The organism is Myxococcus hansupus (genome assembly GCF_000280925.3).
Lineage (GTDB): Bacteria > Myxococcota > Myxococcia > Myxococcales > Myxococcaceae > Myxococcus > Myxococcus hansupus.
Window position 1 is genome coordinate 4,301,596 of record NZ_CP012109.1, and the last position, 22,394, is coordinate 4,323,989.

Here is a 22,394-nt window from a genome sequence, read left to right on the forward strand (position 1 = left end):
CAGCGGCCGGGCGCGGAATAACAACGCCCCCTCTGAACACGCACGGCACACGTGACGGCATTCCCCCACGCCCAAAGAAAAAGGAGGGCCGGCCACCGGTGGGGCCGCCCTCCTCTTCACTGCTTCCGTGGATCAGCGGCCCGCCATGGCGGGCACGCCGGAATGGCTACCAGCTCGTCATTCCAGGCGCGGGCAGTTCCACCGTCACGGTGAGGCCCTCGCGCGCGTCACTGGCCACCGCCAGGGTGCCGCCCATGGATTCCGTCAGCTCACGCGCGCGCGCCAGCTTGCGGTGCAGCGGGCCCACCAACATGGGCGACAAGAAGACGGCCTGGAGCTCCCGCGGGGACAACTGCGCGCCCGCCACGTGGAACTGGAACCGCGGGGGCAGGTCACCAAAGTCGTCCGGGGAATCCACTACGACACGGACGCCCTGCCCGCCTGCCGCATCCGCCGCGTGCGCCAGCAACAACAACAGCACCTGCTGCAGTCGCCGGTGGCTCACGTTGGCCGGCACCGGGTCCTCTGGCAGCTCCAGAGAGAACTGGATTCCGTGCAAGCGGCGCGTGGCCAGGAGGAGCTCCACCGCCCCTTGAATGACATCCGCGACATCCACTCGCAGTACGTCTGGTCCATCCACCAATGACAGGCCCGCCGACCGCGCATGGAACGGCGCGCGATGCGGCGCGGCGGCCTCCACTCCTCCTAAAGCGTTCACCATAGCGCTCATCCCTCACACCCTCCGCTGGCTGGACAGGTGGAACTGTAACGCTCCCCTCTGACGATCTCCATTTCACTACGAGAAAGTCCGCACACGCTGGCGGACTTATGACATTACAGCCGAGCGACATTCTGGCCGTGCGGTTGTGCCGTCGCCGCACCAGTTCGTGAGAGTTGGAAGTGGGCTGCTGTCATCTACGACCCACGGACACCAATTCCGCCAGCCAGAAAACAGCCCGACTGCATAAATCCGATTTGACTGTTCCTCCGGAATCCGTATGATGCGGACCTATAGCGATTCGCCGCCTAACGCAGGCCCGCTGGAGCAGGGAGGAACTACTGTGCTTGCCATCTCGACGACTGCATCAAGCGTTCCTCAGCACCGGAGAAGGGGGCGCCTTGTCATGGAAGGGGGAAACCCGTTCACCGACCGCCGGTCGGTGGAGTTCCGCAGTCCGGACGCGCTGTTCAATGTGATTCCGCTCCCGCCCGCGGAGGCCGCGCTGGATGACTCCGGCTACTCCCTGCACGGGACGGGCGCGGACGCCATCACCTGCGCCGTGGGCACGCCGGAAGGCGTCATTGGCGTGGTGACGCGCCTGAGCCCCACCGTGGTGTGGGTGATGCCGCAGGGCAAGGTGGAGCACTCCGAGCACCGCACCCTGCCCGTCTATCTGTCGGGCTGTGGCGTGACGCTGGGGCCCATCCACGGCGCCTTCATCCGCACGGACATGGAGACGGCCGGCGCGCCCGTGGGGCTGCAGTTGGTGAGCGTCTCCCTGGACCAGGGCCGGCAGATCCTGTCGCTCCTGGCGGACGCGCTGAAGCGCGGCGTGGCGGAGCCGGCGGCGTCGGCCCTGCCGGTGCAGGACACCATCGATGAGGCCGAGCGCATCCGCGCCATCCTCATGGCCATCAGCACGGGCGGCAACAAGGGCGTGCTGCGCCGCATGGGCCGCACCGTCCGCGTGGTCCTCCAGAAGCTGTCGCCGGATGCGCGCCAGTTGGAGTGGCACGCCGAGGACCCGGACGTGGACTGGGGCGAGGCGCCCTACGACATCGACGTCATCGGGCACAACAGCGCGCACCGCATGAAGCTGGAGGCGGGCACCACGGACGGCCACCGGCTCATCACGCGCATGCCGGACGTGCTCTTCCGCATCCGCCACCGCTGGCACCGCCGCATCACCGCCCCCGAGGGCGTGCGCGTCACCTTCCACCACCCGCTGTGGCGGGAGCTGGGCGAGATGGAGCGCTCGGTGGTGGACCTGTCCTTCTCCGGCCTGTGCATCCGCTGCCGCCCCGAGGACCTGCTGTTCCCGGGCCTGCTGCCGCCCCTGCTCGAGATCCACACGTCCGACGGTCAGGCCATCAGCCTGCGCGGCGAAATCCGCTACGTCACCAGTGTGCGCGCGGATGGCACGGTGCTGTGTGGCCTGAGCGTCGCGCCCTACTCCTCCGACGAGGCGCGCTGGGTCCGCTACATCTCCGAGACGGCCAACCCCAACACCTGCACCACGGACCAGCAGCTCGAGGGCCTGTGGGATGTCTTCACGCTCTCCGGCTTCTTCAGCCTGGCTGGCAAGGGCAGCGAGGCGTTCGATCAGCTCAAGCAGGACTTTGCCCACATGGCGAAGAGGGCCGTGGAGATACCCCAGCTCTTCTGCCAGGCCGTCTGGCCCTCCGAGCGCGGCCCCGAGGCGACGCTGTCCTCGATGAAGTCGTACCAGCACACCTGGCTCATCCACCAGGTGGCGAAGCGCCCGGGCAAGCCCGCGGTGAAGGGCCTGGAGCCGGGCCGCATCATGCACGACCTGTACGTGCGCTGCTTCGAGCACCCGCAGAGCGACGCGGACTTCCGCTGGTTCGTCGCCTACGCGGAGGGGCTCAACCCCTGGATTTCGCGCGCGCACGTCCGCTACGCCGAGCGGTACATGGCGCTCAACCCGGACCTCGCGTACTCGCGGCAGGTCCACATGATGGACGTGTACACGTCCGAGATGACGGGCCGGCTGCACGAGGGCATCTCCATTGGCCCGGCCACCTCCGCCGAGCTGACGCTGCTCACCACGCACATCGCCCGCAGCCGCCCCGGCTGCTACGTGGAAGCGCTGGACTTCTCGCGCGACCGCATCGACATGCGCGCCGTCCACAACCAGTGGAGCGGCTTTGGCCTGGAGCGTGAGCGCGAGATTCTCGTCGCGCGCCGCAACGGTGTCGCCGTGGCCGCCGCGGTCCTGGAGATGGGCCAGCAGGGCATCAACCTCTACAGCCTGCTCGACATGGCACGGCTGTTCCCCCTGAGCGACGCGGGTCCTTCGACCTATGTCGCCTTGGTGGATGCGGCTCGCCGTTGGTACGCCGCCCGCCGCCGCCGTTCGTTCCACTTCCTCTGTGAGGACGAGGGCGGGCAGTACGTACAGGAAGCTGGCATCCACAAGGGGCCGGACCCGTACCTGTGGATCATCTCCGCGAAGCTGATCCCTGACTATCTCGAACACATCAGTGAAGTCTCCATCGGGCGCCGCAGCGCCCCCAACACTCGCCAGGGGTAACGAACATGAGCAAGCAACTCGTGGAGGAGCTGTACACCCATCACGTGACCGAGGTCCGTGAGCGCATCAAGACGGACCCCAAGCTGAAGGCGCTGCTGGACGAGAAGGCGGACCCCAAGCTCTTCGAGGCGTTCCTCATCACCTGGAACTCCCTGGGCGTCTACATGACGGAGCCGGTGGACGGCTGGATTCGCCGCGCGGGTGAGGCCACCGTCAAGGCGGGCCTGAGCGACGTGGGCCAGAAGCTCATCTCGCACGCGAAGCACGAGGCCGGCCACCACCTGATGATGGTCGAGGACACCAAGCACCTGGTGGCCCGGTGGAACGAGCGTCACAGCCCCAAGCTGAACGCGGACGAGCTCTTCGCCGAGGCGCCGACGCAGGCGATGAAGGAGTACCGGGACATCCACGAGAACACCATCGTGGGTGAAATGCCCGCGGCGCAGGTGGCCATCGAGTTCGAAATCGAGAGCCTGTCCACCATCATCGGTCCCCCGCTGCTCGAGCAGGCCAAGCGCGTCTGTGGCGAGGAGATCCTGGAGGGCATGTCCTTCCTGAAGGAGCACACCGAGATCGACGTGGGCCACACCGCGCTCAACGAGGTGATGCTCGGCAAGCTGCTGTCGCAGGTCCCGGACAAGGCGCCCATCATCGGGAAGACGGGCGCGGACGCGCTCGACATCTACCTGCGCTTCCTGGGTGATTGCGTGGATCGCGCCGGCAAGCTGGCCCAGCCCGCGGCTGCCTGAGACTCACCGCAGCAACGTTGCAAGGCGCCCCGGCCCGGGCGCCCGCACCCCGAAGCACCTCCGCGCGCGCCGCCTCAGCCCGCCCGCCGGACCTCCGCTCCCTTCTGCCGGGAGTGAGGACGGACGCGGCCCTTGAGCGAGCCCAGGAGGTGTCCCCGCATCCCATCCCGGGAAACACCAAACACGTAGTGGTCCGGACGGAGCACGACCAGGTCGGCCGAGTACTGGGCGAACCACGCGCTCAGACGGCCCTCCAGGTCCACCACCGCGCCCGGCCGGCCCTCCCCCGCTCGATGGGCGGGGGACACGTGCAGCCACCGCGCCCCCAGCGCCTCCACGAGGGCTGTCGCCTCCTTGTGCGCCTCGGGCGGCGCGCCCGGCCGCGTGAGCACCACGAAGCCCTCGCCCAGGACGTCGTCCAGCAGCGACGTCTCGCCGTCCGGACCTTCCACGCGCGGCTGCGGGAAGTACGAGCCTTCTGGCACGTCGCCCTTGGCGCGCTGGCCCCCCTGCAACAAGCCGCGCCGCAGCGGGAACGTCGGCTTCGCCTTGTACTGGCGGATGAAGTCCCCCGCCACCGGCAGTCGATAGAGGAGCTGGATGAGGGCGTTGCGCGCGCGCGCCGCCACGCGGCCTCCCGACATCATCACCCGGCCCATGGCGTCCGAGCCGCGAATGACCTCCGCCACGTGCCCCCGGCGCTCTTCCTCGTAGCTGTCCAGCAGTGACGCATCCGCCGCGCTCCCGAGCACCAGCCCCAGCTTCCACGCCAGGTTCGCCGCGTCGCGGAGGCCCGCGCAGAGGCCCTGGCCCAGGAAGGGCGGCATCAAGTGCGCCGCGTCTCCCAGGAGGAACGCGCGGCCCACCCGCCACTTCTCCGCCATGCGGCTGTGGTACGAGAAGATCTTCACCGAGACGATCTCCACCGTCGCCGGGTCCAGGTAGAAGCTGATGAGCCGGCGCACGTTGTCGAGCTCGCGCGCCGCCGCCAGGTCCACGCCGGGCTCCAGGATGATGTCGAACCGCACTTCATGCGGCGCGGTCCGCGCCACGAAGCCGCGGCGCACCGGCCCACACAGGTAGCTGGACATCTCCGGCTCGGCGGAGGCCGTCTTCACGGTGATGGCCAGTGAGTGCTCCAGCGCCGTCGTCCCCTCCAACCGCAGGTCCAAGCGCCGCCGGATGGAGCTGTGCGAACCGTCGCAGGCCAGCAGGTAGCGCGCGCGCACATTGACGGCGCGCTCGTCCGACAGGCTCTTCACGCGAACGGTGATGCCCTCGTCATCCTGGACGAAGGACTCCACCTCGTGGCCCAGCCACAGGTCCACGTGGGGATACCGCTTCATTCCCAGACGCAGCGCCGACTCCATGCGCGGCTGCTGGAAGAATGTCGCGGGGACATAACCAAACGGCCGGTCCAACCCGAGGAAGTCCACCTCCGCCAGCGCGCGGAGCGAGTCGTTCAAGTACCGGAGCCGCTTGCATGGATAGAACCCCGGGTCGAGGTGCCCCACCAGGCCCGCCGACTGGAAGATGCGCTGGGCCTCGTCGTCCAGACTGAAGGCTCGCGGCTGACCATGGGGCGTGGCTTCCCGCTCCACCACCAAGGTCCGAATCCCCTGCTGCCCCAGGAGGTTCGCAGCCATCGCCCCCACCGGACCACACCCCACGATGATGACATCAACGGATTCCGGAGCCATCTATCCCTCTCACTGTGAGCACGCGTTCTGAGCTGCGTTTGACCCGTCGCAATATCAAAACAACTCGACAATCCTCTCGCAAGGAATCAATCACAGGAAATTCCTGGATTCATTCAGCACGCCGGCAGGAAATACTCACGGGTCCCAAGCGGCCCGCTCCCTCGAAGACTGGCGTCATTTACAACCCGCCCCTGCGTTGTCTCTTCAACTCTTCAACGCGTGAAGGGGAAATCCTTGCATGTTTGAGTTTTCACCTTGGGATTGAAAGGTTGCAGCCGTATCAGCAATTACCCAGGGCGGCGGCGTGGGAGCGACGCAAGAATGACCACTTCCGCCCCGGCTCCGCAGGAATTGCACGCCCCACCTCGGAGGGCAGGCGACCACTCAGGTAACGAACAGGCCGCCACGGGTTTTGAAAGATGGCGACCAGGTCCCACGGTTGTGACGGCGACCCCTGTCGGGAAACCGGCACTGACGCTGCGCGCCAACGCGCGGCGGCGTGATTTTCCCGGCGCGAAGAGGTCGGATGCGCACGAACACTGCGGCGCGAAGGAGCACGCACATGGAATGGCTCGAGTTCACCCGATGGTCCCCGGAGGTGGAACAGCAACTGTCGATGCAGGCGGCCCGGCTGGGTGCCGTTGACCACCCCAGGACCTCGGCCCACCGTCGGCCGGGCTCCGGAACCACGGTGTCGGCCACGTGCCGGCTGAGCACCGTCCTCCGGCAATTCCCGCGCACCAATCCCTGGGGACACCCCGTCTCCGAGAGCTGAGGCGCGGCACCTCGGCAAGGTGGAGCGGAAGTGCCGGCGTCAGCGGAGGTTCTGCTTCCGCAACACCGTGCGCTCCACCTTGCCCATGGCGTTGCGGGGTAGCGCGTCCAGCCAGACGAACCGCGCGGGCACCTTGAAGCCCGCAAGGGAACTCCGGCACCACGCCTCCAGCGCCTCCCGCCCAGGCCGCTCCTGTCCCACGCGTGGGACGAGAAAGGCCACGGGTACCTCTCCCCACCGTTCGTCCGGGAAGCCCGCAACGGCCGCTTCCTGTACCGCGGGGTGATTGAGGAGCACGGCCTCCACTTCCGCCGGGTAGAGGTTCTCTCCACCCCGCACGATGAGGTCCGTTCGGCGTGACAGCACGGTGAGCCGCCCGCGCCCGTCCAGCACCCCGACATCCTTGGTGCGCAGCCAGCCGTCGCGGAGGGTGTCCCGCGTGGCCTCCTGCCGTTGCCAGTACCCGGCCATCACCGTGGGGCCACGAACCTCGATGTCGCCTTCGGCCCCTGGCTCCTGGACGAGGCCCTCTGCGCCAACGATGCGGACCTCGACGCTCGGAAGCGGGACGCCCGCGGTACGCCCGTCCGCTTCGCTCGGACGCTCGGTCGTTACCTGGGAGCAGGCTTCCGTCAGGCCGTAGGTCTGGAGGGCATGGAGGCGCGCGGCGCGTGCCCGGGCCAACAGGGGGACGGGCACCGGGCCTCCGCCAATCAATGCCAGCGCGAAAGACGGCGGCAGGGGCCGGTCGTGTCGCGCGTCGAGCACCCGCTCCAACGTCGTGGCCACGAGGCTCGCGTGGGAGACCCGTTCTGTATCGAAGGCACGGTTCGCGGCGTCGGCGTCGAAGCGCTCATGAAGGACCAGACAGCCTCCTTCGTACGCCGTGCGCGTGAGCATCGCGATGCCGCCCACGTGGAAGAGTGGCAGCGTCCCCAGCCACCGGGGCGCGGGATGGGCTCCCAGGTTCGCCGCCGACGCCCGTGAGGATGCGCGGAAGTTGCCTTCGGTCAGCACCGCGCCCTTGGGGCGGCCTGTCGTTCCACTGGTGAAGAGGACGACCCGCGGGGAGGCATCTTCCAGCGCGCCGCAGGTCTCCGAGGCCGTGTGGGCGGGTTTCACGAAGGCTTCGAGCGGAAGCGCAGCGGGCAGGCGCGGCAGGAGCGACTCCAGCGCCAGGATGAGTTGCGGCTGGAGGTCGTCCACCATGGGCGTCAGCTCCGCCTCGGTGAGACGGGCGTTGAGCGGAGCCAGCACCGCCCCCACACGCCCCAGTGCCCAGTAGAGGAACACCGAGGCCGCATGATTCGTGGCCAGCGTGGCGACACGGGCCCCCGCGCCGATGCCGTGGGCCTCGAGCGCCGCCACCCAGCGGGACACTTCCGCGTCCAGCGCGCGGTAGGTCCAGGCACCGCCGGCGAACGTCAAGGCCTCGGCGTCTGGGTGGTGGCGAGCACCTTCGCGAATGGGACAGGCATGGACCGGCATCGCATCACCTCGGGCCGGGTCCGCGCCCCTCCGCCCCATCACACCAGGGTCCGGGCGTTGAGTCCGAGGCCCGATTCCCCGGACAGACGGATGACGCCCTGCTGAGGCTGATACGGATGGTCCTCCGGCTCCTTCGCCAGCAAGCGCCCCACCGCGAGCCCGGACGCCAGCGCCCCCGAGGGCAACGCCGCCGCGAGATGCGCCGCGCCCGCCCGAGCCACGACGCCGTCGATGGAGCTCGTCACATAGGCCTGCATGCCCAGACGCGCCGCGCGCATCGCGACGACGAGACACGGGAGCAGCCCGCCCAGCACCATGGGCTTCAGCACCACCGCGCCCACCGCAGGACCTCCGCCCAACAGCGGGTCCACGGTCAGCAGCGCTCGCAGCGCCTCGGGGGCACTCAGCGACTCGTCCGCGGCCACGGTGCAGGGCGAACGGCGCTGGACCCGCCACAGCGCGGCGAGGTCGTCGGGCGGCGTGGGCTGCTCCACCAACTCCAGGCCGTACCACCCGAGACGATCCAAGGCGCGCTTGGCCTCCGGTTCAGACCAGCCGCCATTCGCGTCCAGACGGAGCTTCACGTCCGGCCCCACCGCGTCGCGGACGGCCTTCACGCGGGCCTCGTCCACGTCCAGCGGCCGCCCCGCGACCTTCAGTTTCAGCGTGCCGAAGCCCTCCTCCACGGCGCGGCGGGCCTCCTCCGCGAGGGCCTCCGGCGTGTCGGCGCCCAGAAGGGCATTGACCGCCACCTCCGTCCGGGCCTCCTCCGCGAGCAGCCAGCATAGGGGCACCCCCTGGCGCTGCGCGAGCAAGTCCAGCAACGCCAGCTCCAGGGCGTGCTCGGCGGCGGGCATGGGCCCCTGCGGCGTCGCCTGACGCGCGCGGATTCGCACGCCGTCGCCCCGCGCCACGGCCGGCGGGAAGGGAGACAGCGTGTCCTCGATGGCCCGGACCGAGTCCCCCAGGAACTGGCCCTTCAGCTCCGACAACCACGCCGTCAACGTGGCACCGCAGTCCGCGAGTGTCTCGGTGCCAAAGGCCGGGAGGGGCATGGCCTCGCCCAGTCCCTCGCGGCCCTCCTCGTCGACCACTCGGACGATGAATCCTTCGCGAGACGTGTGCGCGCCCTGGGACGTCTTCAGGGGCTGACGCAGCTCCAACCGGTGGGGAATGAGCGAAACCTGGGCAATCCGCATGGACTCACATCATCGCAGGTAGAGGCCCAGCGCGAACAGCAGTCCGAACACGAGTTGGAACCGCGCCGTGCCGCCCAGGGCGGGATTCAGCGCCGCGCCCGCGTCCTTCAGCACCAACTTCAGCGGGGGCACCGCCAGCGGCAGGCTCACCAGCGAGAGGAAGACCCAGGGGCTGGCCAGCTTCAGCGCGAACATCGCGAACGGCGTGGCGAACGAGACGACCAGCAGCAGCACGTACTCCGCCTTGCCCATCCCCGTGCCGAAACGCACCGCGAGGGTCCGCTTGCCCGCCTTCACGTCCGTCGTCACATCCCGCAGGTTGTTGACAACGATGAGCATGGTGCCACTGGCACCCACGGGCACCGCGGCCCACCACGCCGCCGGGTCCACCGTCCCCGCTTGCACGAAGTAGGTGCCCGTCACCGCCACCAGGCCGAAGAAGATGAAGACGAACAGGTCGCCCAGCCCGTTGTAGCCCAGCGGGAACGGGCCGCCCGTGTAGGCATAACCACACAGCAGCGAAGCGACGCCAATCGCGATGATGGGCCAGCCGCCCACCATCACCAGGTAGAGCCCCACGGCGGTGGCCAGCGCGAAGCACACACCCGCGCCCGCCAGGACGGTGCTCGGAGCGATGAGGCCGCTCTGCGTCACGCGCTTGGGGCCGAGCCGCTCGTGCGTGTCCGCGCCCTTCTTGAAGTCGTAGTAGTCGTTGATGAAGTTGGTGCCGATCTGGATGAGCACCGCGCCGAGCAGCGCCGCCAGCGCGGGCAACCACCGCCCCACGCCCAGGCCGAACGCGAGCCCCGTGCCCACCGCCACCGGCACCAGCGCCGCCGTCAGCGTCTTGGGACGCGCCGCCATCACCCAGTGCTTCACCCCAGGCCGCGGCTTCACCGACAGCGGGCCGGGCGCCGGAATCGAGGTGCTCACGACGTCACCCTTCCCTCACCCTGGGCCACGGGGCTTTCGAACTGCGGCGCCTCGTACCAGGGCGTCTGGAGGAACCCGAGGACCTCTCGGGCATAGTCCTCCGGGGACTCCAGGTGCGGCGCATGGCCACACCCCTCGAAGGCATAGCGCCACACCACCGGCAGCTCCGTGGCCATGCGCCGGGCGAGCTGCGTGAACTTGGTGTCCTCGGCGCCCGTCAGCAGCAGCGTGGGCAACCGCTGAGCGTGCAGCTCGGGCCAGAAGTCCGGCTGGACGCCCAGGCCCATGCACTCCAATGCGCCAGCGAGGCCCTCGGGCGTACACGCGCGGCGGAGGGCGCGCAGCGTGTCCTTGCGCTCCTGCGGAAGCCGGCCCAGCCCCTGGAACAGCGGCAGTTGCTCCCAGCGGTCCACGAACGCGTCCACACCGCGTGCGCGGATGAACGCCGCGAGCTGCCCATCCGAGTCACGCCGCGCCGCGCGCTCCTGACGCCGATGCAGTCCCGGGGAACCACTCTCCATGATGAGCCGCCCGAAGCGGTCCGGCGCGTGCACCGCCGCGGCCAACGCCACGCGGGCGCCTTGCGAATAGCCCAGCAGGTCCACGGGGCCTTGGCCCAGCGAGTCCACCAGCGACACGAGCGCGTCAATCGTCTCGATGAAGCCGTCGCGGCCCGGCTTGTCCGGCAGCGGCGTGGCCCCGTGGCCCGGCAGGTCCACCGCCACCGCGCGCACGTCACGCCCCAGGAGGGGACGCAGCCCGTCAAAGGCCCTGCGGCTCCCGGTGAAGCCATGCAGCAGCACGAGTGGACGGGAACCTTCACCCCACGTCTCGTAAGCCAGCTTCACGCCCATGGTCCTTCTCCCAGGGAAGCAGTCATTCGAGCGAACAGCCGCCGGTGCTCATCCACGTTGGCGTGCCGGTCCACGCGCACTTCCACCAGGTGGAAGCCGCCTTCCAGTCCCTCGCGCACCGCCGCGCGGAGGGCCGTGGGCGTCTGAGGCCGGTGCAGTCGCGCGCCGCCCAGCGCCGCCGCATGCGCCAGGTCGACCCCGTGCGGCGTGCCGAAGAGCGACTCGAACGCATCACGCGGCGCGGACTGGGCGATGGGCAGGAACGAGAAGATGCCGCCGCCGTCGTTGTTCACCACCACCACCGTCAGCGGCACCCGGGCGCGCGCGGCGGTGACGAAGGCGCCCACGTCGTGCAACAGCGCCAGGTCTCCGGTGAGCAGCACCGCGGGACGGCCCGCCGCCGCGGCCACGCCCAGCGCGCTGGAGACGATGCCGTCGATGCCGTTGGCCCCGCGATTGGCCAGCACACGCAGGGGCACGCCACCCGCCGGCGCGAAGGCGTCCACATCGCGAATGGGCATGCTGCTCGACACGAACAGCGGCGCACCTTCGGGCAGCGCCGCCACCACCTCGCGGGCGATGCGCGGCTCCGACAGTGCGTCGGCCTGCTCCGCGAAGGCGGCCTCCAGCGCCGTGCGGACGCGCTGCTCGGCGTTCAAGAAGCCGCGCGCCCACGGTCCCACGCCTCGCGCGAGGCCTTGGGACAACGCTTCACACGCCACCACCGCCGAGCCCTCCACCACCGTCGCCGCGCGATGCGCCGGGTCGAAGAGCGCGCCCCCGTCACTGAAGAGCACGATGTCCGCGCCGGAGCCGTCCAGCCACTGCTGCGGCACCTTGGGCGTCAGTCCACCGCCGAAGCGCAGCACCAGCTCCGGCCGGTGCGCCTTGGCGAAGGGCGCGTGACGCAACAGCGCGTCGTAGAACGACACGGTGAGCGGACCGCCGCCGTATCGGGCCTGGGAGGTGGCCTCGGCCAGCACGGGGTAACCCGTGGCCTGCGACAGGGCGCTGATGGCCTCGGCGAAACCATCCGTCTCGTCACGAGGTCCACAGACGATGACACCCCGCGGTGTGGCCGCGATGCGCTGGCGGACCGCATCCAGGACGGCCGCGTCCGGCAACGGCGCGGACGGCACGATGCGCGTGAGCGGAGCCCCGGGCCGCCCCGTCTTCGCGAGCGCACTCAACGACGCCTCCGCGAAGGGCTCCGCCACCGGCGCCAATGGCTCGCGGAACGGAACGTTGAGCTGCACCGCGCCCCGGGGCGAGCGCCATGCGCTCACGACCGCGCGCGCGACGGTGGCCCGCATGTGCAGCAGCGCCGCGTCATGTGCTTCGGGCAAGCCCAGGTCCGCGAAGAACCGCGCGTGCTCTCCGAAGTAGCGCGCCTGCGGCACCGTCTGCGGCGCGCCCCAGCCCTGGAGCTCCAGGGGGCGGTCCGCCGTGAGGACCAACAGCGGCACCTGCGACAGCGCGGCCTCGATGACCGCCGGATAGAAATGCGCGCCCGCGGAGCCACTGGTCGCAACCAGCACGGCCGGCGTCCGCGACTGCTTCGCGAGCCCCAGGGCGAAGAAGCCCGCGCTGCGCTCGTCGACGACGGACCAGGTGCGCAGTCCCTCCGCGCCAGCACAGGCCAGGGCGAGCGGCGACGAGCGAGACCCCGGACACACCACCGCGTGCCGGACTCCGCCGCGCACGAGCTCTTCCAGCAGCGCGCGCGCCCACAGCACGTTGAGGTTAGCGTCGGACGACATCCCCGCCTCCCAGCGCCCGCAGCATGGCCAGGCTCTTCATCTCCGTCTCCCGCCACTCCGAATCGGCGTTGGAGCCCGCCACCAGGCCCACCCCGACGAACAGCCGGGCCTTCGCGCCCTTCACCCGCGCCGAGCGCAGCGCCACCATCAAGTGCGCCCGCCCCGGCCCCACCCAGCCCACAGGCCCCGCGTACCAGCCGCGGTCCAGACCTTCGTGCTCCACCAGGAACGACAACGCTCGCTCCCTCGGCGTTCCACCCACGGCCGGCGTGGGATGCAGCGCCGCCACCACCTGCGCGGGCGTCACACCGTCGCGCAGCTCCGCGCGAAACCCCGTCCGCAGATGCACCACGTTCTTCAACGTGAGCAGCGTGGGCTCCGGGTCCGAGGCCACCTGCTCCGCCAGCGGCTTCAGCGCCGCGACGAGGTAGCGCACCACCGACTGGTGCTCGCGCACGTCCTTGTCGTGGCCCCGCAGCCCTTCCGCCTGTCCGGGCGCGGCCGAACCCGCGAGGGCCTCGGTCTCCAACACCTGCCCGTCCACGCGGCACAGCGTCTCGGGCGTCGCCCCCAGGAAGCACGTCTGGTCCGGGGCCTGGAACAGAAAGGTGGCGCAGCGCGGGTTCTGTTCACGCAGGCGCGCCAACACGTCCACCACATCAAAGGGAACGGGGCCCTCCGCGTCCAGGGGGCGGGCCAGGACCACCTTCTGGAGGTGGCCGGACGCAATCGCGTCCAACGCACGCTGCACCCGGGCGTCGAAGTCCGGCCGCGACGCGCTCAACTCCAACGCCACCGGCTCGCCGCGCGCATGCCGGTAGGTATCCGGAAGACACGCACGCACGCGATCCAGCCGCGAGCGCACCACATCCTCCCCCCCCCGGCCCTCCTCCGCGAACGCCACGACACACACGCCGCGGCTGGTGCGGAACACCAGGACCTCCGGGAGCGCCCAGCGCGTCACGCCGTGCGACGCCCACTCGGAATCCACCGTTCCGGAGACACCGAAGCGCATGCCGCCGAACCACGGACCCGGCATCGACTCCGGGGCCTCGCCCAGCCAGCGAATCGCCGCGCCACCCAACGAGGCCAGCACGCCCGGGATTTCGGAAGCGTCCTTCGCCTCCACCACTGCCGCCTCGCCCCACCCCGCCGCCGCTTCCTGGGCCAGCGGTCGCTCCCAGTAAATCGTTGGAACGCCCAGGACGTCCGCACCCGCGAGCGGATCCACCACCGCCAGGGGCATCATTCCGGCCACCCAGCGCTGGTTCTCAACGGGATTGAGCGTCTTCATCAGCGTTCCTCATCGGCGATTGCGTCGCAATCACCTTCGGTTGTCTTCTAAGCCATCTCGGCTATACATGCACCAAGGAGTTCAAAACCTCTTGAACTCGATGAATGGGAGGGTCCGTGGGAGGCAAGCGGCCAGACGAACCAGCCGGGTCCGGACGGGCCCCAGGCGCGCTGCGGGTGCTCCGCGCGGAGCGCCCTGAAGGCACCCGAGTGCGGGTGGGACCGGTGGAGTTCGGAGGTCCCGGCTTCGTCGTGATGGCGGGCCCCTGCGCGGTGGAAGGCGCCGAACAGGTGCAGCACGCGGCGTCGGTGGTGGCCGCGGCGGGCGCCCACGTCCTGCGCGGTGGCGTATTCAAGCCTCGCACCAGTCCCTACGCATTCCAGGGCATGGGCGAGCCGGGCCTGCACGTGCTGGCGGAGGCGGGAAAGCGCCACGGCATGCCCATCATCAGTGAGGTGATGGAGCAGGCGCAGATTCCGCTCATGGAGGAGTCCACGGACATCCTCCAGGTGGGCGCGCGAAACATGCAGAACTACTCGCTGCTACGAGCGCTGGGAAAGGTGCGCAAGCCGGTGCTGCTCAAGCGCGGCCTGGCGGCGACCCTTCAAGAGTGGCTGCTGGCGGCCGAGTACATCCTCGACGGTGGCAACGAAGCGGTGATGCTGTGCGAGCGCGGCATCCGCACCTTCGAGACCGAGCTGCGCAACACGCTGGACCTGGCGGCGGTGGCCTGGGCGAAGCAGCGCACCCATCTGCCCGTCATCGTCGACCCCTCGCATGCGACGGGCGACCCGGCGCTCATCCTCCCCATGTCGCTGGCGGCCGCGGCCGCGGGGGCGGACGGATTGTTGATTGAAGTCCACCCGAAGCCCGAGCAGGCCATGTGCGATGGGCACCAGGCCCTGACGCCGGAGCGCTTCGAGACGTTGATGCGGCGGCTGCCAGCCGTGCTAGACGCGGTGGACCGACACCTTTGGAGGCCGGAGAGTCCGGCCCAGGTCGTGAGGGCGCGATGAGTACCGAAGTCCGTGAGATGTTCTCTTCCATCGCCACGAAGTACGACGTGACGAACGAGGTCCTCTCCTTCGGCATCCACCGGCTGTGGCGCCGGAAGGCCGTCCGGCTCAGCGCGGCCAAGGAAGGTGACCGGGTCCTCGACTGCGCGTCGGGAACGGGCGACCTGGCCCTGGTCTTCAAGCGGAAGGTGGGCACCTCCGGCCGCGTCGTCGGCACCGACTTCTGCCCGGAGATGCTGGAGAGCGCTCCCGCCAAGGCGGAGAAGGCGGGCCTCCAGGTGGAGTTCCAGGTGGCGGACGCCATGGACCTCCCCTTCGCGGCCAACAGCTTCGACGTGGCATCCATCTCCTTCGGCATCCGCAACGTGGATGACCCGGTGAAGTGCCTCAAGGAGATGGCGCGGGTGGTCCGGCCCGGCGGCCGCGTGATGGTGCTGGAGTTCGGCCAGCCGACGGGCGTTTTCGGCGCGCTGTTCCGCTTCTACAGCAAGACGGTCATGCCCGCGGTGGGTGGCCTGCTGACGGGCAACCGCGCCGCGTATCAGTACCTGCCGCGGACCTCCGCCAACTTCCCCGCGGGCGACAAGTTCCTGGAGCTCATGGACCAGTCCGGCGCGTACGCGGAGCGGGCGGCGCACCCCCTCACGTTCGGCACCGCCTACATCTATGTCGGCACCGTCCGCTGAACAGCGGCGGCACCTCGTCGAAGAGATACTGTCCTCGGTGGATCCCCGGCTCGCGCCGGGACTGAGGGAGGCGGTCGCCCGCCCGGGGCCCGCCCACTACCCTGTCGTTGGACAGACGGTGGTGATTGCCGGGCACCGGAGCGCGGGCAAGTCGCGCCTGCTGCCCATGCTGGCGCGGATGCTCGCCCGCCCCGGGTTGGACCTGGACGCGCACCTGGAGCGCCTGCATGGGCGTCCGCTGCGGACCTGGGTGGCCGAAGCGCCCCAGGCGTTCCGAGCCGCCGAGCGCCAGGCCCTGCTGGAGCTGCCGCCCGGAGGGCTGGTGGCCGTGGGCGGCGGTTTCCTGTCGCACCACCCCAGCGCGCTGACCGGGCTGTTCACCCTGGTCGTCCCCGTGTGCTTCGACACGTACCGTGAGCGCCTGCTCGCGGACCAGACGCGCCCGCGCCTGCGTGCCGGGGTGTCGCTCGAAGAAGAACTGGCCACCGTGTTCCATGAGCGCGAGGCGCTTCACGCCCGCGTACCCACCGTGGCCCTGGAGGACTTCCTCCGGGGCTGCCTTGCCTCCGAGGTGCCCCTGTGACGCCCGCCCGGCGCGTCGTCACCCTGCCCCCCACCGTGCTCGGCGACGACGCCGTCCGCTTCGCGCGTGACGGCCAGCGCCGGGGCGCGGAGGTCCTGGAGATTCGCACGGACCTGCACGCACCGGATGCCGTGTCGCCCGAGGCGCTGGCCGCGGTGCTGCCCCTGCTCGTCTCCGAGCGCGGCAAGCCGGTGCCAGACGCGTGGGCCGCCGCCGCGTGGCGCGTGGACCGGGACCTGCTGGATGCGTCGGGACAGCACGCATCGCTGGCGGCGCCGCCGGGCAAGCTGCTCGCCTCGCACCACGCCAGCCGCCCCTTGTCCACGGAGGAGGCCCTCCAGCTCTGGGAGCGGGAAGTCCCCGCGGATGCCCTGGTGAAACACGTGGAGCCCATGACGGACCCGGCCCACGTGCGCACGCTGCTGGAGACGCAGCGGCGGATGGTGGAGCGCTTCGGCGTCACGCGCGTCACGGTGCTGGGCATGGGCGCGGTGGCGCTGCCCACGCGGACGCTGCTCGCTCGAAACAACGTCCTCGACTACGTCGCCACCGGAGGCACCTGGGCCGCGGCGCCGGGGCAGCGGCTGCTCGACGATGTCGTGCGCGAGCTGCGCGGCGCGGACCGGTACACGCTGGAGCCGCCGCTGCGCCTGGGCATCCTGGGGACGTCCATCGTCCACTCGCGCTCACCGCGCATCCACCGTCAGCCCTTCGACCGCATCGACCTGCCCGAGGACGGTCCCGTCGAGGCCATGGTGGACGCGCTGCTGCCGCACTACGCGGGCTTCGCTGTCACCAGCCCGTTCAAGCTCCGGCTGGCGAAGCACACCGGTTCGGCGCTGGACGCCATCAACACGCTCGTCCGCCGGGGCACCCGGTGGGAGTCCTTCAACACCGACACGTTCGGGGCGCACAAGGTGCTCGAACGACTCGGGGCCCGAGAAGTCTTCGTCCTGGGAGACGGCGGCGCCACGGCGGCGCTCCGCACCATGGCGAAGGACACGGGCTGCACTTTGCGCGTCTTGCGACGCGCGGACATCCAGGCGCCTCTCACAGGGGCGGGCGTCTGGACCTGGCCCGACAGGGTCCCCGCTCCTGACGACCTGCGCTTCGACGGAGCCCGTGTGGCGGTCATCGCCTACGGTGCTCCGGGACGGCGCATCGCCGCGGAGATTGTCCGCCGCGGCGGCACCCCCGTCCTGCTGGGCGCGGCCTGGTTCATCGCCCAAGCCCGGCAGCAGCGACAACTCTGGGAGTCCGCGACATGAATACCTTCGGCGAACTGTTTCGCCTGACGACGTTCGGTGAGAGCCACGGTCCCGCGCTGGGCGCGGTGCTGGACGGATGCCCTGCCGGCGTGCCCCTGACGCGCGAGCAGATTCAAGTCGCGCTGGACCGCCGCAGGCCCGGCCAGTCCACCATCACCACCGCGCGCAGCGAGCCGGACCAGGTGGAGATTCTCTCCGGTGTCTTCGAGGACAAGACGCTGGGCACGCCCATCGCGGCCATCGTGCGCAACACGAACCAGCGCTCCGGCGACTATGAGAAGCTGAAGGCCCAGGACCGGCCCGGCCACGCGGACGCCGTGTGGCGCGAGCGCTTCAAGCACCGCGACCACCGAGGCGGTGGCCGGACCAGCGGGCGCGAGACGCTCTGCCGCGTCATCGGTGGCGCCATCGCGGAGGCGTACCTCCAGCGCGACCTGCCCTCCATCCGCACCGTCGCGTACGTGTCGCAGGTGGGAGACCTCGTGGCCGCGGTGCCGGCGCCGGGCCTCACGCGCGAGCACGTGGACGCCCACGCCACGCGCTGCCCGGACACGAACATCCGCGACGAGATGTCACGCCGCATCCTCGCCGCGAAGGAGGCCGGTGACAGCCTGGGCGGCGCCATCGACGTGCGCGTGGAAGGCCTGCCCGTGGGCCTGGGCGAGCCCATCTTCGGCAAGCTCAAGGCGCGCATCGCGCAGGCGCTGGGCAGCATCGGCGCCGTCACGGGCGTTGTCTGGGGCCCGCCGGACCTGCTGGAGCGCATTGGCCAGCCCGGCATCCAGTTCCACGCGGTGAAGGACGCGTACGGCGGCATCCAGGGCGGTCTCGCCAACGGGGAGCCGATGCAGATCCGCACCTTCTTCAAGCCTCCTGCCACCCTGCAGGAGCACGCGAAGGGCGGCCGACACGACCCGTGCATCATGCCGCGCGCGGTGCCGGTGCTGGAGGCCATGGTGTCGCTGGTCATCGCCGACCTCGTCCTCCACCTCAACGCCAGGCCCCACACCCTATGAGCCCGCTCCCTCCTGGCGCCTACCGTCCGTCCACCGACCGCTGGGGCACCTTCGCCCGGCTCGCCAAGGGCCTGCCCGAGGGCAGCATCGCCGTGGTGGACCGCACCGTCGCGAAGCTCCACCCCACCCTGCTGCCCACGCTGGCGTCGCGAAACCCTCGCGCCATCATCCAGCTCACGGGCGGCGAGAGCGCCAAGACGTTCACCGCGCTGGAGAAGGTCCTCGCCAGCAGCCTGGCCCTGCCGCGCTCCGGCACGTTGCTCGCGGTGGGCGGCGGCACCATCGGTGACGTGTCGACCGTGGCCGCGCACGTCCTCAAGCGCGGGGTGCGGCTGGTGCAGGTGCCCACCACGCTGCTCGCGGCGGTGGACAGCAGCGTCGGCGGCAAGGGCGCGGTGGACATGACGGTGCGCGGGCGCGTGGTGAAGAACCCGGCCGGCGTCTTCCACTACGCGGACGTAGGCTGGGTCTGCCCCGAGTTCTTCGACACCCTCTCCGACGCCCAGCGGCGCGAAGGCGCGCTGGAGGCCTGGAAGATGGTGGTCAGCCTCGACGCGCCGCTCTTCCGCCGCTACGTGCGCAAGCCGCCCGCGATGGAGAAGCTGGTCAAGGACGCCCGCGCCATCAAGGAGCGCGTCTGCGCCGAGGACCCGTATGAGCAAGCCGGCCTGCGGCGCGTGCTCAACTTCGGCCACACCTTCGGACACGTGCTGGAGAGCGTGTCCCACTTCAAGCTGGCGCACGGTGACGGCGTGGGCCTGGGCATGTTGCTGGCCCTGGACGTGGGCCGCCACCTCGGCGTGACGCCAGAGCCGGTGGCCGCCGAGGTCGAGGCCGCGCTGGCGCAGGGGCCGGGTGTCCTCGGCCGGGAACGCGCCGCCGCCCTGCTCCGCCGCGCGCCAATGAAGGACATCCGGGCGCTGCTCACCGCCGACAAGAAGGCCGGCGCCAAGGGCGAGCTGCGCATGGTGCTGCTGACAGGCATCGGCACCACCGAGGTCCGTGACGTCACGGAGCCCGAATGGCGCGCGCTGTGGCCCGCCTGGACGAAGGGAGTGCGACCATGAGCACGACGGACAAGGCTTCTCGAATCCGCGTCGACCCGTCCGCGCTGCGCCCCGCCGCGCTCACGCCGCCGGTGTCCAAGTCGGACGCGCAGCGGGCGCTGGTGCTGGGGCACCTCACGGGCGCGTGGCCCTTGCCCTCCGTTCAAGCCGAACCCGACGAGGACCTCCCCGCCGACGTGCGCGTCCTTCGCCGGGGCGTCGAGGCCCTCCGGCTGCCGCCCGACGCCGTGCGCGACATCGACTGCGCGGACGGTGGCGCCCCCTTCCGCATCCTCGTCACCCAGGCCGCGGTGACGCCGGGGGCGCAGGCGCGCTTCACCGGCACGCCGCGCCTGGGCGAGCGGCCCCATGGCCCGCTCTTCACCTCGCTGCGCGAAGCCCTGTCGTCCGCCGGCCTCACGCTCACCGACGGCGCGCCCTGGCCCGTGACGCTCCACGCGCCCCGTGACACCTCGAATGTCACAGCCGTGTTCCGAGTCCCGGGCTCCCAGAGCAGCCAGTACGCCTCCAGCCTGCTGCTGGGCTGCGCGGCGCTGTACCTGCGCGAGCGTCGACCGTGGCGTGTGGAAATCGAAGGGGGCCTCACGAGCGCCGGTTACCTGGAGCTGACGCTCACGTGGCTGCGGCGCTTCGGCTTCGACATCCAGTCCGCGCCGTCCAGCTACACCGTGGCCGGCTACACGGCGCCCGCGTCCGTCCCCACGCTTCCGGGGGACTGGTCCTCGCTGGGCTACCTGCTCCTGGTGGCCTGGAAGACGGGCGGCACCGTGGTGCGCGCGGACACGGGAAGCGCCCATCCGGACGACGCGATGGTCCGGCTCATCGAACAGGTGGGCCTGCGCGCCGTCCCCACGGGTGAGACATTCTCACTGAAGGTGGAAGGGCAGCTATCAGGGGGCCTGCGTGCGTCCGGCGAGGAATGCCCGGACCTGCTGCCCACATTGGCGGCGCTCGCGTGCGTGCTCCCCGCCCCTTCGACGCTCACCGAGGTGGGCATCCTCCGCGTCAAGGAGAGTGACCGCCTGGAGGGCATCCGCACACTCGTGGCGGCCTTCGGCGGGACGACGGAGCTCCAGGGGGAGCGGCTCCAGATTCACCCACCCCGCACGCCACCCTCCGGGTTCGAAATGAGCAGCCAGGGCGACCACAGACTGGCGATGACGGCTGCCACACTGTGTGTCCTGTCCGGTAGCCCGCTGACCCTCACGGGGCCGGAGTGCGTGGAGAAGAGCTTTCCGGGGTTCTGGCGCCAGTTGTCCCGCGCAGGTGTTCGGATAACTGATGCACCCTGAGACCATCAGTGTCCGGCCAGCAGACTTATCGTTCTTTTTTGTTGAAAGCACTCTCCGCCCTGTGAAATCTCCGCCCCATGGCCAAGGACACGCTGACGATCACCGACAATCGGACCGGGAAGACCTACGAGGTCCCGATCGAGAACGGCTGTATTCGCACCAATGCTCTCCGCCAGATCAAGTCGGGCGACGATGACTTTGGTCTGATGGGCTACGACCCGGCGTTCCTCAATACAGCCAACTGTAAGAGCGCCATCACCTTCATCGACGGGGACAAGGGCATCCTGGAGTACCGGGGCTACCCCATCGAGCAGCTCGCGGAGAAGTCGAGCTTCATCGAGGTCGCGTACCTCCTCCTCAACGGTGAGCTGCCCACGCCGAAGGAGCTGGAGCAGTTCAACCACCTCGTCACGCACCACACCTACGTGCACGAGAACGTGAAGAGCTTCATGGACGGGTTCCGCTACGACGCGCACCCCATGTCCATGCTGAGCTCCACGGTGGCGGCGCTGTCGAGCTTCTACCCCGACGCGAAGAACATCAAGGACCCGCTCAGCCGCCGCATCCAGATCACCCGGCTGATCGCCAAGATGCCCACCATCGCCGCGTTCTCCTACCGGCACACGATGGGCCTGCCGTACATCTACCCGGACAACGACCTGTCCTACGTCGCCAACTTCCTGGCGATGATCAAGCGCATCGGCACGTCGACCTACAAGGTCCACCCGGTGCTCGAGCGCGCGCTCGACATCCTCTTCATCCTCCACGCGGACCACGAGCAGAACTGCTCCACCACGTCCGTGCGCACGGTGGGCTCGTCCGAAGTGGACCCCTACTCGGCGGTCAGCGCGGGCATCGGCGCCCTCTACGGCCCGCTGCACGGCGGCGCCAACGAGGCCGTGCTGCGCATGCTGCGCGACATCGGCCACATCTCGAAGATCCCCGAGTTCATCAAGTCGGTGAAGAGCGGCGAGGGTGAGAAGAAGCTGATGGGCTTCGGTCACCGCGTCTACAAGTCCTACGACCCGCGCGCCAAGGTCATCAAGCGCGTGGCTGACGAGGTCTTCGAGGTGACGGGCAAGAACCCGCTGCTCGAGATCGCCGTCGAGCTCGAGCGCATCGCCCTCGAGGACGAGTACTTCGTGAAGCGCAAGCTGTACCCGAACGTCGACTTCTACTCGGGCCTCATCTACGAGGCCATGGGCTTCCAGGTCGAGATGTTCCCGGTGCTCTTCGCCATCCCCCGCACGGTGGGCTGGTGCGCGCAGTGGGAGGAGATGGTCACGGACAACGAGCAGAAGATCGCCCGTCCGCGCCAGGTCTTCACGGGCGCCCCGCGCCGCGACTACGTCCCCATGGACAAGCGCGCCGCCAAGTAATCGGTGACGCCAGGGTCCACGCCACGCGCGTGGGCCTGAAGCACGAAGGGGCGAGGAACC

At 69.9% G+C, this 22,394-nt stretch carries 19 protein-coding genes; 11 read left to right on the forward strand and 8 right to left on the reverse strand.

Annotated features, from left to right (window positions below; genetic code table 11):
- Window positions 1–166 precede the first annotated feature (166 nt).
- Window positions 167–730 carry an ATP-binding protein gene (locus A176_RS16270; RefSeq protein WP_226994337.1) on the reverse strand — a complete coding sequence of 188 codons (564 nt, stop codon included), beginning with the start codon at window positions 728–730 and terminating at the stop codon, window positions 167–169.
- 394 nt (window positions 731–1,124) lie between these two features.
- On the opposite strand from A176_RS16270, the gene A176_RS16275 reads away from it, so the two are divergent.
- On the forward strand, window positions 1,125–3,275 hold the full coding sequence (locus A176_RS16275) for a hypothetical protein (RefSeq protein ID WP_002640612.1): 2,151 nt from the start codon (window positions 1,125–1,127) through the stop codon (window positions 3,273–3,275).
- A 5-nt stretch (window positions 3,276–3,280) separates the two neighbouring features.
- Window positions 3,281–4,024, forward strand: coding sequence for a hypothetical protein (locus tag A176_RS16280; RefSeq protein WP_044890430.1), 744 nt, complete (start codon window positions 3,281–3,283; stop codon window positions 4,022–4,024).
- A gap of 74 nt (window positions 4,025–4,098) precedes the next feature.
- On the opposite strand, the gene A176_RS16285 is transcribed toward A176_RS16280, so the two are convergent.
- On the reverse strand, window positions 4,099–5,724 hold the full coding sequence (locus tag A176_RS16285; protein ID WP_002640610.1) for a bifunctional 3-(3-hydroxy-phenyl)propionate/3-hydroxycinnamic acid hydroxylase: 1,626 nt from the start codon (window positions 5,722–5,724) through the stop codon (window positions 4,099–4,101).
- A gap of 562 nt (window positions 5,725–6,286) precedes the next feature.
- On the opposite strand from A176_RS16285, the gene A176_RS16290 reads away from it, so the two are divergent.
- Window positions 6,287–6,499, forward strand: coding sequence for a hypothetical protein (locus tag A176_RS16290; protein ID WP_044890431.1), 213 nt, complete (start codon window positions 6,287–6,289; stop codon window positions 6,497–6,499).
- Window positions 6,500–6,538: 39 nt separating this feature from the next.
- On the opposite strand, the gene menE is transcribed toward A176_RS16290, so the two are convergent.
- From menE to A176_RS16320, 6 genes are read right to left on the reverse strand one after another with little or no spacing between them, the layout of a single operon-like run.
- Window positions 6,539–7,987, reverse strand: coding sequence for an o-succinylbenzoate--CoA ligase (gene menE / locus A176_RS16295; protein ID WP_002640609.1), 1,449 nt, complete (start codon window positions 7,985–7,987; stop codon window positions 6,539–6,541).
- Between the two features lie 38 nt (window positions 7,988–8,025).
- Window positions 8,026–9,186: an o-succinylbenzoate synthase gene (menC, locus tag A176_RS16300; protein ID WP_002640608.1), complete on the reverse strand. Its 1,161-nt coding sequence runs from the start codon at window positions 9,184–9,186 to the stop codon at window positions 8,026–8,028.
- Window positions 9,187–9,195: 9 nt separating this feature from the next.
- Window positions 9,196–10,119 carry a 1,4-dihydroxy-2-naphthoate polyprenyltransferase gene (locus A176_RS16305; RefSeq protein WP_002640607.1) on the reverse strand — a complete coding sequence of 308 codons (924 nt, stop codon included), beginning with the start codon at window positions 10,117–10,119 and terminating at the stop codon, window positions 9,196–9,198.
- On the reverse strand, window positions 10,116–10,973 hold the full coding sequence (gene menH, locus A176_RS16310; RefSeq protein WP_002640606.1) for a 2-succinyl-6-hydroxy-2,4-cyclohexadiene-1-carboxylate synthase: 858 nt from the start codon (window positions 10,971–10,973) through the stop codon (window positions 10,116–10,118). Before menH ends, A176_RS16305 begins: the two co-directional genes overlap by 4 nt.
- The gene (gene menD / locus A176_RS16315) at window positions 10,964–12,733 is read right to left on the reverse strand and encodes a 2-succinyl-5-enolpyruvyl-6-hydroxy-3-cyclohexene-1-carboxylic-acid synthase (RefSeq protein WP_002640605.1); all 1,770 of its coding nucleotides are present in this window, start codon (window positions 12,731–12,733) and stop codon (window positions 10,964–10,966) included. The genes menH and menD overlap by 10 nt, the downstream gene beginning before the upstream one ends.
- A complete protein-coding gene (locus A176_RS16320; RefSeq protein WP_002640604.1) occupies window positions 12,717–14,027 on the reverse strand; it encodes an isochorismate synthase in 1,311 nt (436 codons plus the stop codon). Before A176_RS16320 ends, menD begins: the two co-directional genes overlap by 17 nt.
- A gap of 104 nt (window positions 14,028–14,131) precedes the next feature.
- On the opposite strand from A176_RS16320, the gene aroF reads away from it, so the two are divergent.
- The 8 genes from aroF to A176_RS16360 all read left to right on the forward strand — a co-directional run bounded on the left by aroF (window position 14,132) and on the right by A176_RS16360 (window position 22,334).
- Window positions 14,132–15,043, forward strand: a complete 912-nt coding sequence (gene aroF, locus A176_RS16325; protein ID WP_082282757.1) for a 3-deoxy-7-phosphoheptulonate synthase — start codon at window positions 14,132–14,134, stop codon at window positions 15,041–15,043.
- Window positions 15,040–15,729 (forward strand): bifunctional demethylmenaquinone methyltransferase/2-methoxy-6-polyprenyl-1,4-benzoquinol methylase UbiE, encoded by a 690-nt coding sequence (gene ubiE, locus A176_RS16330; protein ID WP_002640602.1) that lies wholly within the window; start codon window positions 15,040–15,042, stop codon window positions 15,727–15,729. Before aroF ends, ubiE begins: the two co-directional genes overlap by 4 nt.
- Before the next feature lie 37 nt (window positions 15,730–15,766).
- On the forward strand, window positions 15,767–16,312 hold the full coding sequence (locus A176_RS16335; protein WP_226994338.1) for a shikimate kinase: 546 nt from the start codon (window positions 15,767–15,769) through the stop codon (window positions 16,310–16,312).
- Window positions 16,309–17,580: a hypothetical protein gene (locus tag A176_RS16340; protein ID WP_002640600.1), complete on the forward strand. Its 1,272-nt coding sequence runs from the start codon at window positions 16,309–16,311 to the stop codon at window positions 17,578–17,580. The genes A176_RS16335 and A176_RS16340 overlap by 4 nt, the downstream gene beginning before the upstream one ends.
- Complete coding sequence (aroC, locus tag A176_RS16345) at window positions 17,577–18,596, forward strand: chorismate synthase (protein WP_002640599.1); 1,020 nt, start codon at window positions 17,577–17,579, stop codon at window positions 18,594–18,596. The genes A176_RS16340 and aroC overlap by 4 nt, the downstream gene beginning before the upstream one ends.
- The gene (locus tag A176_RS16350; RefSeq protein WP_002640598.1) at window positions 18,593–19,663 is read left to right on the forward strand and encodes a 3-dehydroquinate synthase; all 1,071 of its coding nucleotides are present in this window, start codon (window positions 18,593–18,595) and stop codon (window positions 19,661–19,663) included. Before aroC ends, A176_RS16350 begins: the two co-directional genes overlap by 4 nt.
- Window positions 19,660–20,955, forward strand: a complete 1,296-nt coding sequence (locus A176_RS16355) for a 3-phosphoshikimate 1-carboxyvinyltransferase (protein ID WP_002640597.1) — start codon at window positions 19,660–19,662, stop codon at window positions 20,953–20,955. Before A176_RS16350 ends, A176_RS16355 begins: the two co-directional genes overlap by 4 nt.
- A 77-nt stretch (window positions 20,956–21,032) precedes the next feature.
- Window positions 21,033–22,334 carry a citrate synthase gene (locus tag A176_RS16360; RefSeq protein WP_002640596.1) on the forward strand — a complete coding sequence of 434 codons (1,302 nt, stop codon included), beginning with the start codon at window positions 21,033–21,035 and terminating at the stop codon, window positions 22,332–22,334.
- Window positions 22,335–22,394: the final 60 nt, after the last annotated feature.

Bases quoted from the DNA above. Each gene is read 5' to 3' on its own strand.
- A176_RS16270 (WP_226994337.1), bottom strand. From the start codon at position 730: ATGAGCGCTATGGTGAACGCTTTAGGAGGAGTGGAGGCCGCCGCGCCG.
- A176_RS16275 (WP_002640612.1), top strand. From the start codon at position 1,125: ATGGAAGGGGGAAACCCGTTCACCGACCGCCGGTCGGTGGAGTTCCGC.
- A176_RS16280 (WP_044890430.1), top strand. From the start codon at position 3,281: ATGAGCAAGCAACTCGTGGAGGAGCTGTACACCCATCACGTGACCGAG.
- A176_RS16285 (WP_002640610.1), bottom strand. From the start codon at position 5,724: ATGGCTCCGGAATCCGTTGATGTCATCATCGTGGGGTGTGGTCCGGTG.
- A176_RS16290 (WP_044890431.1), top strand. From the start codon at position 6,287: ATGGAATGGCTCGAGTTCACCCGATGGTCCCCGGAGGTGGAACAGCAA.
- menE (WP_002640609.1), bottom strand. From the start codon at position 7,987: ATGCCGGTCCATGCCTGTCCCATTCGCGAAGGTGCTCGCCACCACCCA.
- menC (WP_002640608.1), bottom strand. From the start codon at position 9,186: ATGCGGATTGCCCAGGTTTCGCTCATTCCCCACCGGTTGGAGCTGCGT.
- menH (WP_002640606.1), bottom strand. From the start codon at position 10,973: ATGGGCGTGAAGCTGGCTTACGAGACGTGGGGTGAAGGTTCCCGTCCA.
- menD (WP_002640605.1), bottom strand. From the start codon at position 12,733: ATGTCGTCCGACGCTAACCTCAACGTGCTGTGGGCGCGCGCGCTGCTG.
- A176_RS16320 (WP_002640604.1), bottom strand. From the start codon at position 14,027: ATGAAGACGCTCAATCCCGTTGAGAACCAGCGCTGGGTGGCCGGAATG.
- aroF (WP_082282757.1), top strand. From the start codon at position 14,132: ATGGGAGGGTCCGTGGGAGGCAAGCGGCCAGACGAACCAGCCGGGTCC.
- ubiE (WP_002640602.1), top strand. From the start codon at position 15,040: ATGAGTACCGAAGTCCGTGAGATGTTCTCTTCCATCGCCACGAAGTAC.
- aroC (WP_002640599.1), top strand. From the start codon at position 17,577: ATGAATACCTTCGGCGAACTGTTTCGCCTGACGACGTTCGGTGAGAGC.
- A176_RS16350 (WP_002640598.1), top strand. From the start codon at position 18,593: ATGAGCCCGCTCCCTCCTGGCGCCTACCGTCCGTCCACCGACCGCTGG.
- A176_RS16355 (WP_002640597.1), top strand. From the start codon at position 19,660: ATGAGCACGACGGACAAGGCTTCTCGAATCCGCGTCGACCCGTCCGCG.
- A176_RS16360 (WP_002640596.1), top strand. From the start codon at position 21,033: ATGGCCAAGGACACGCTGACGATCACCGACAATCGGACCGGGAAGACC.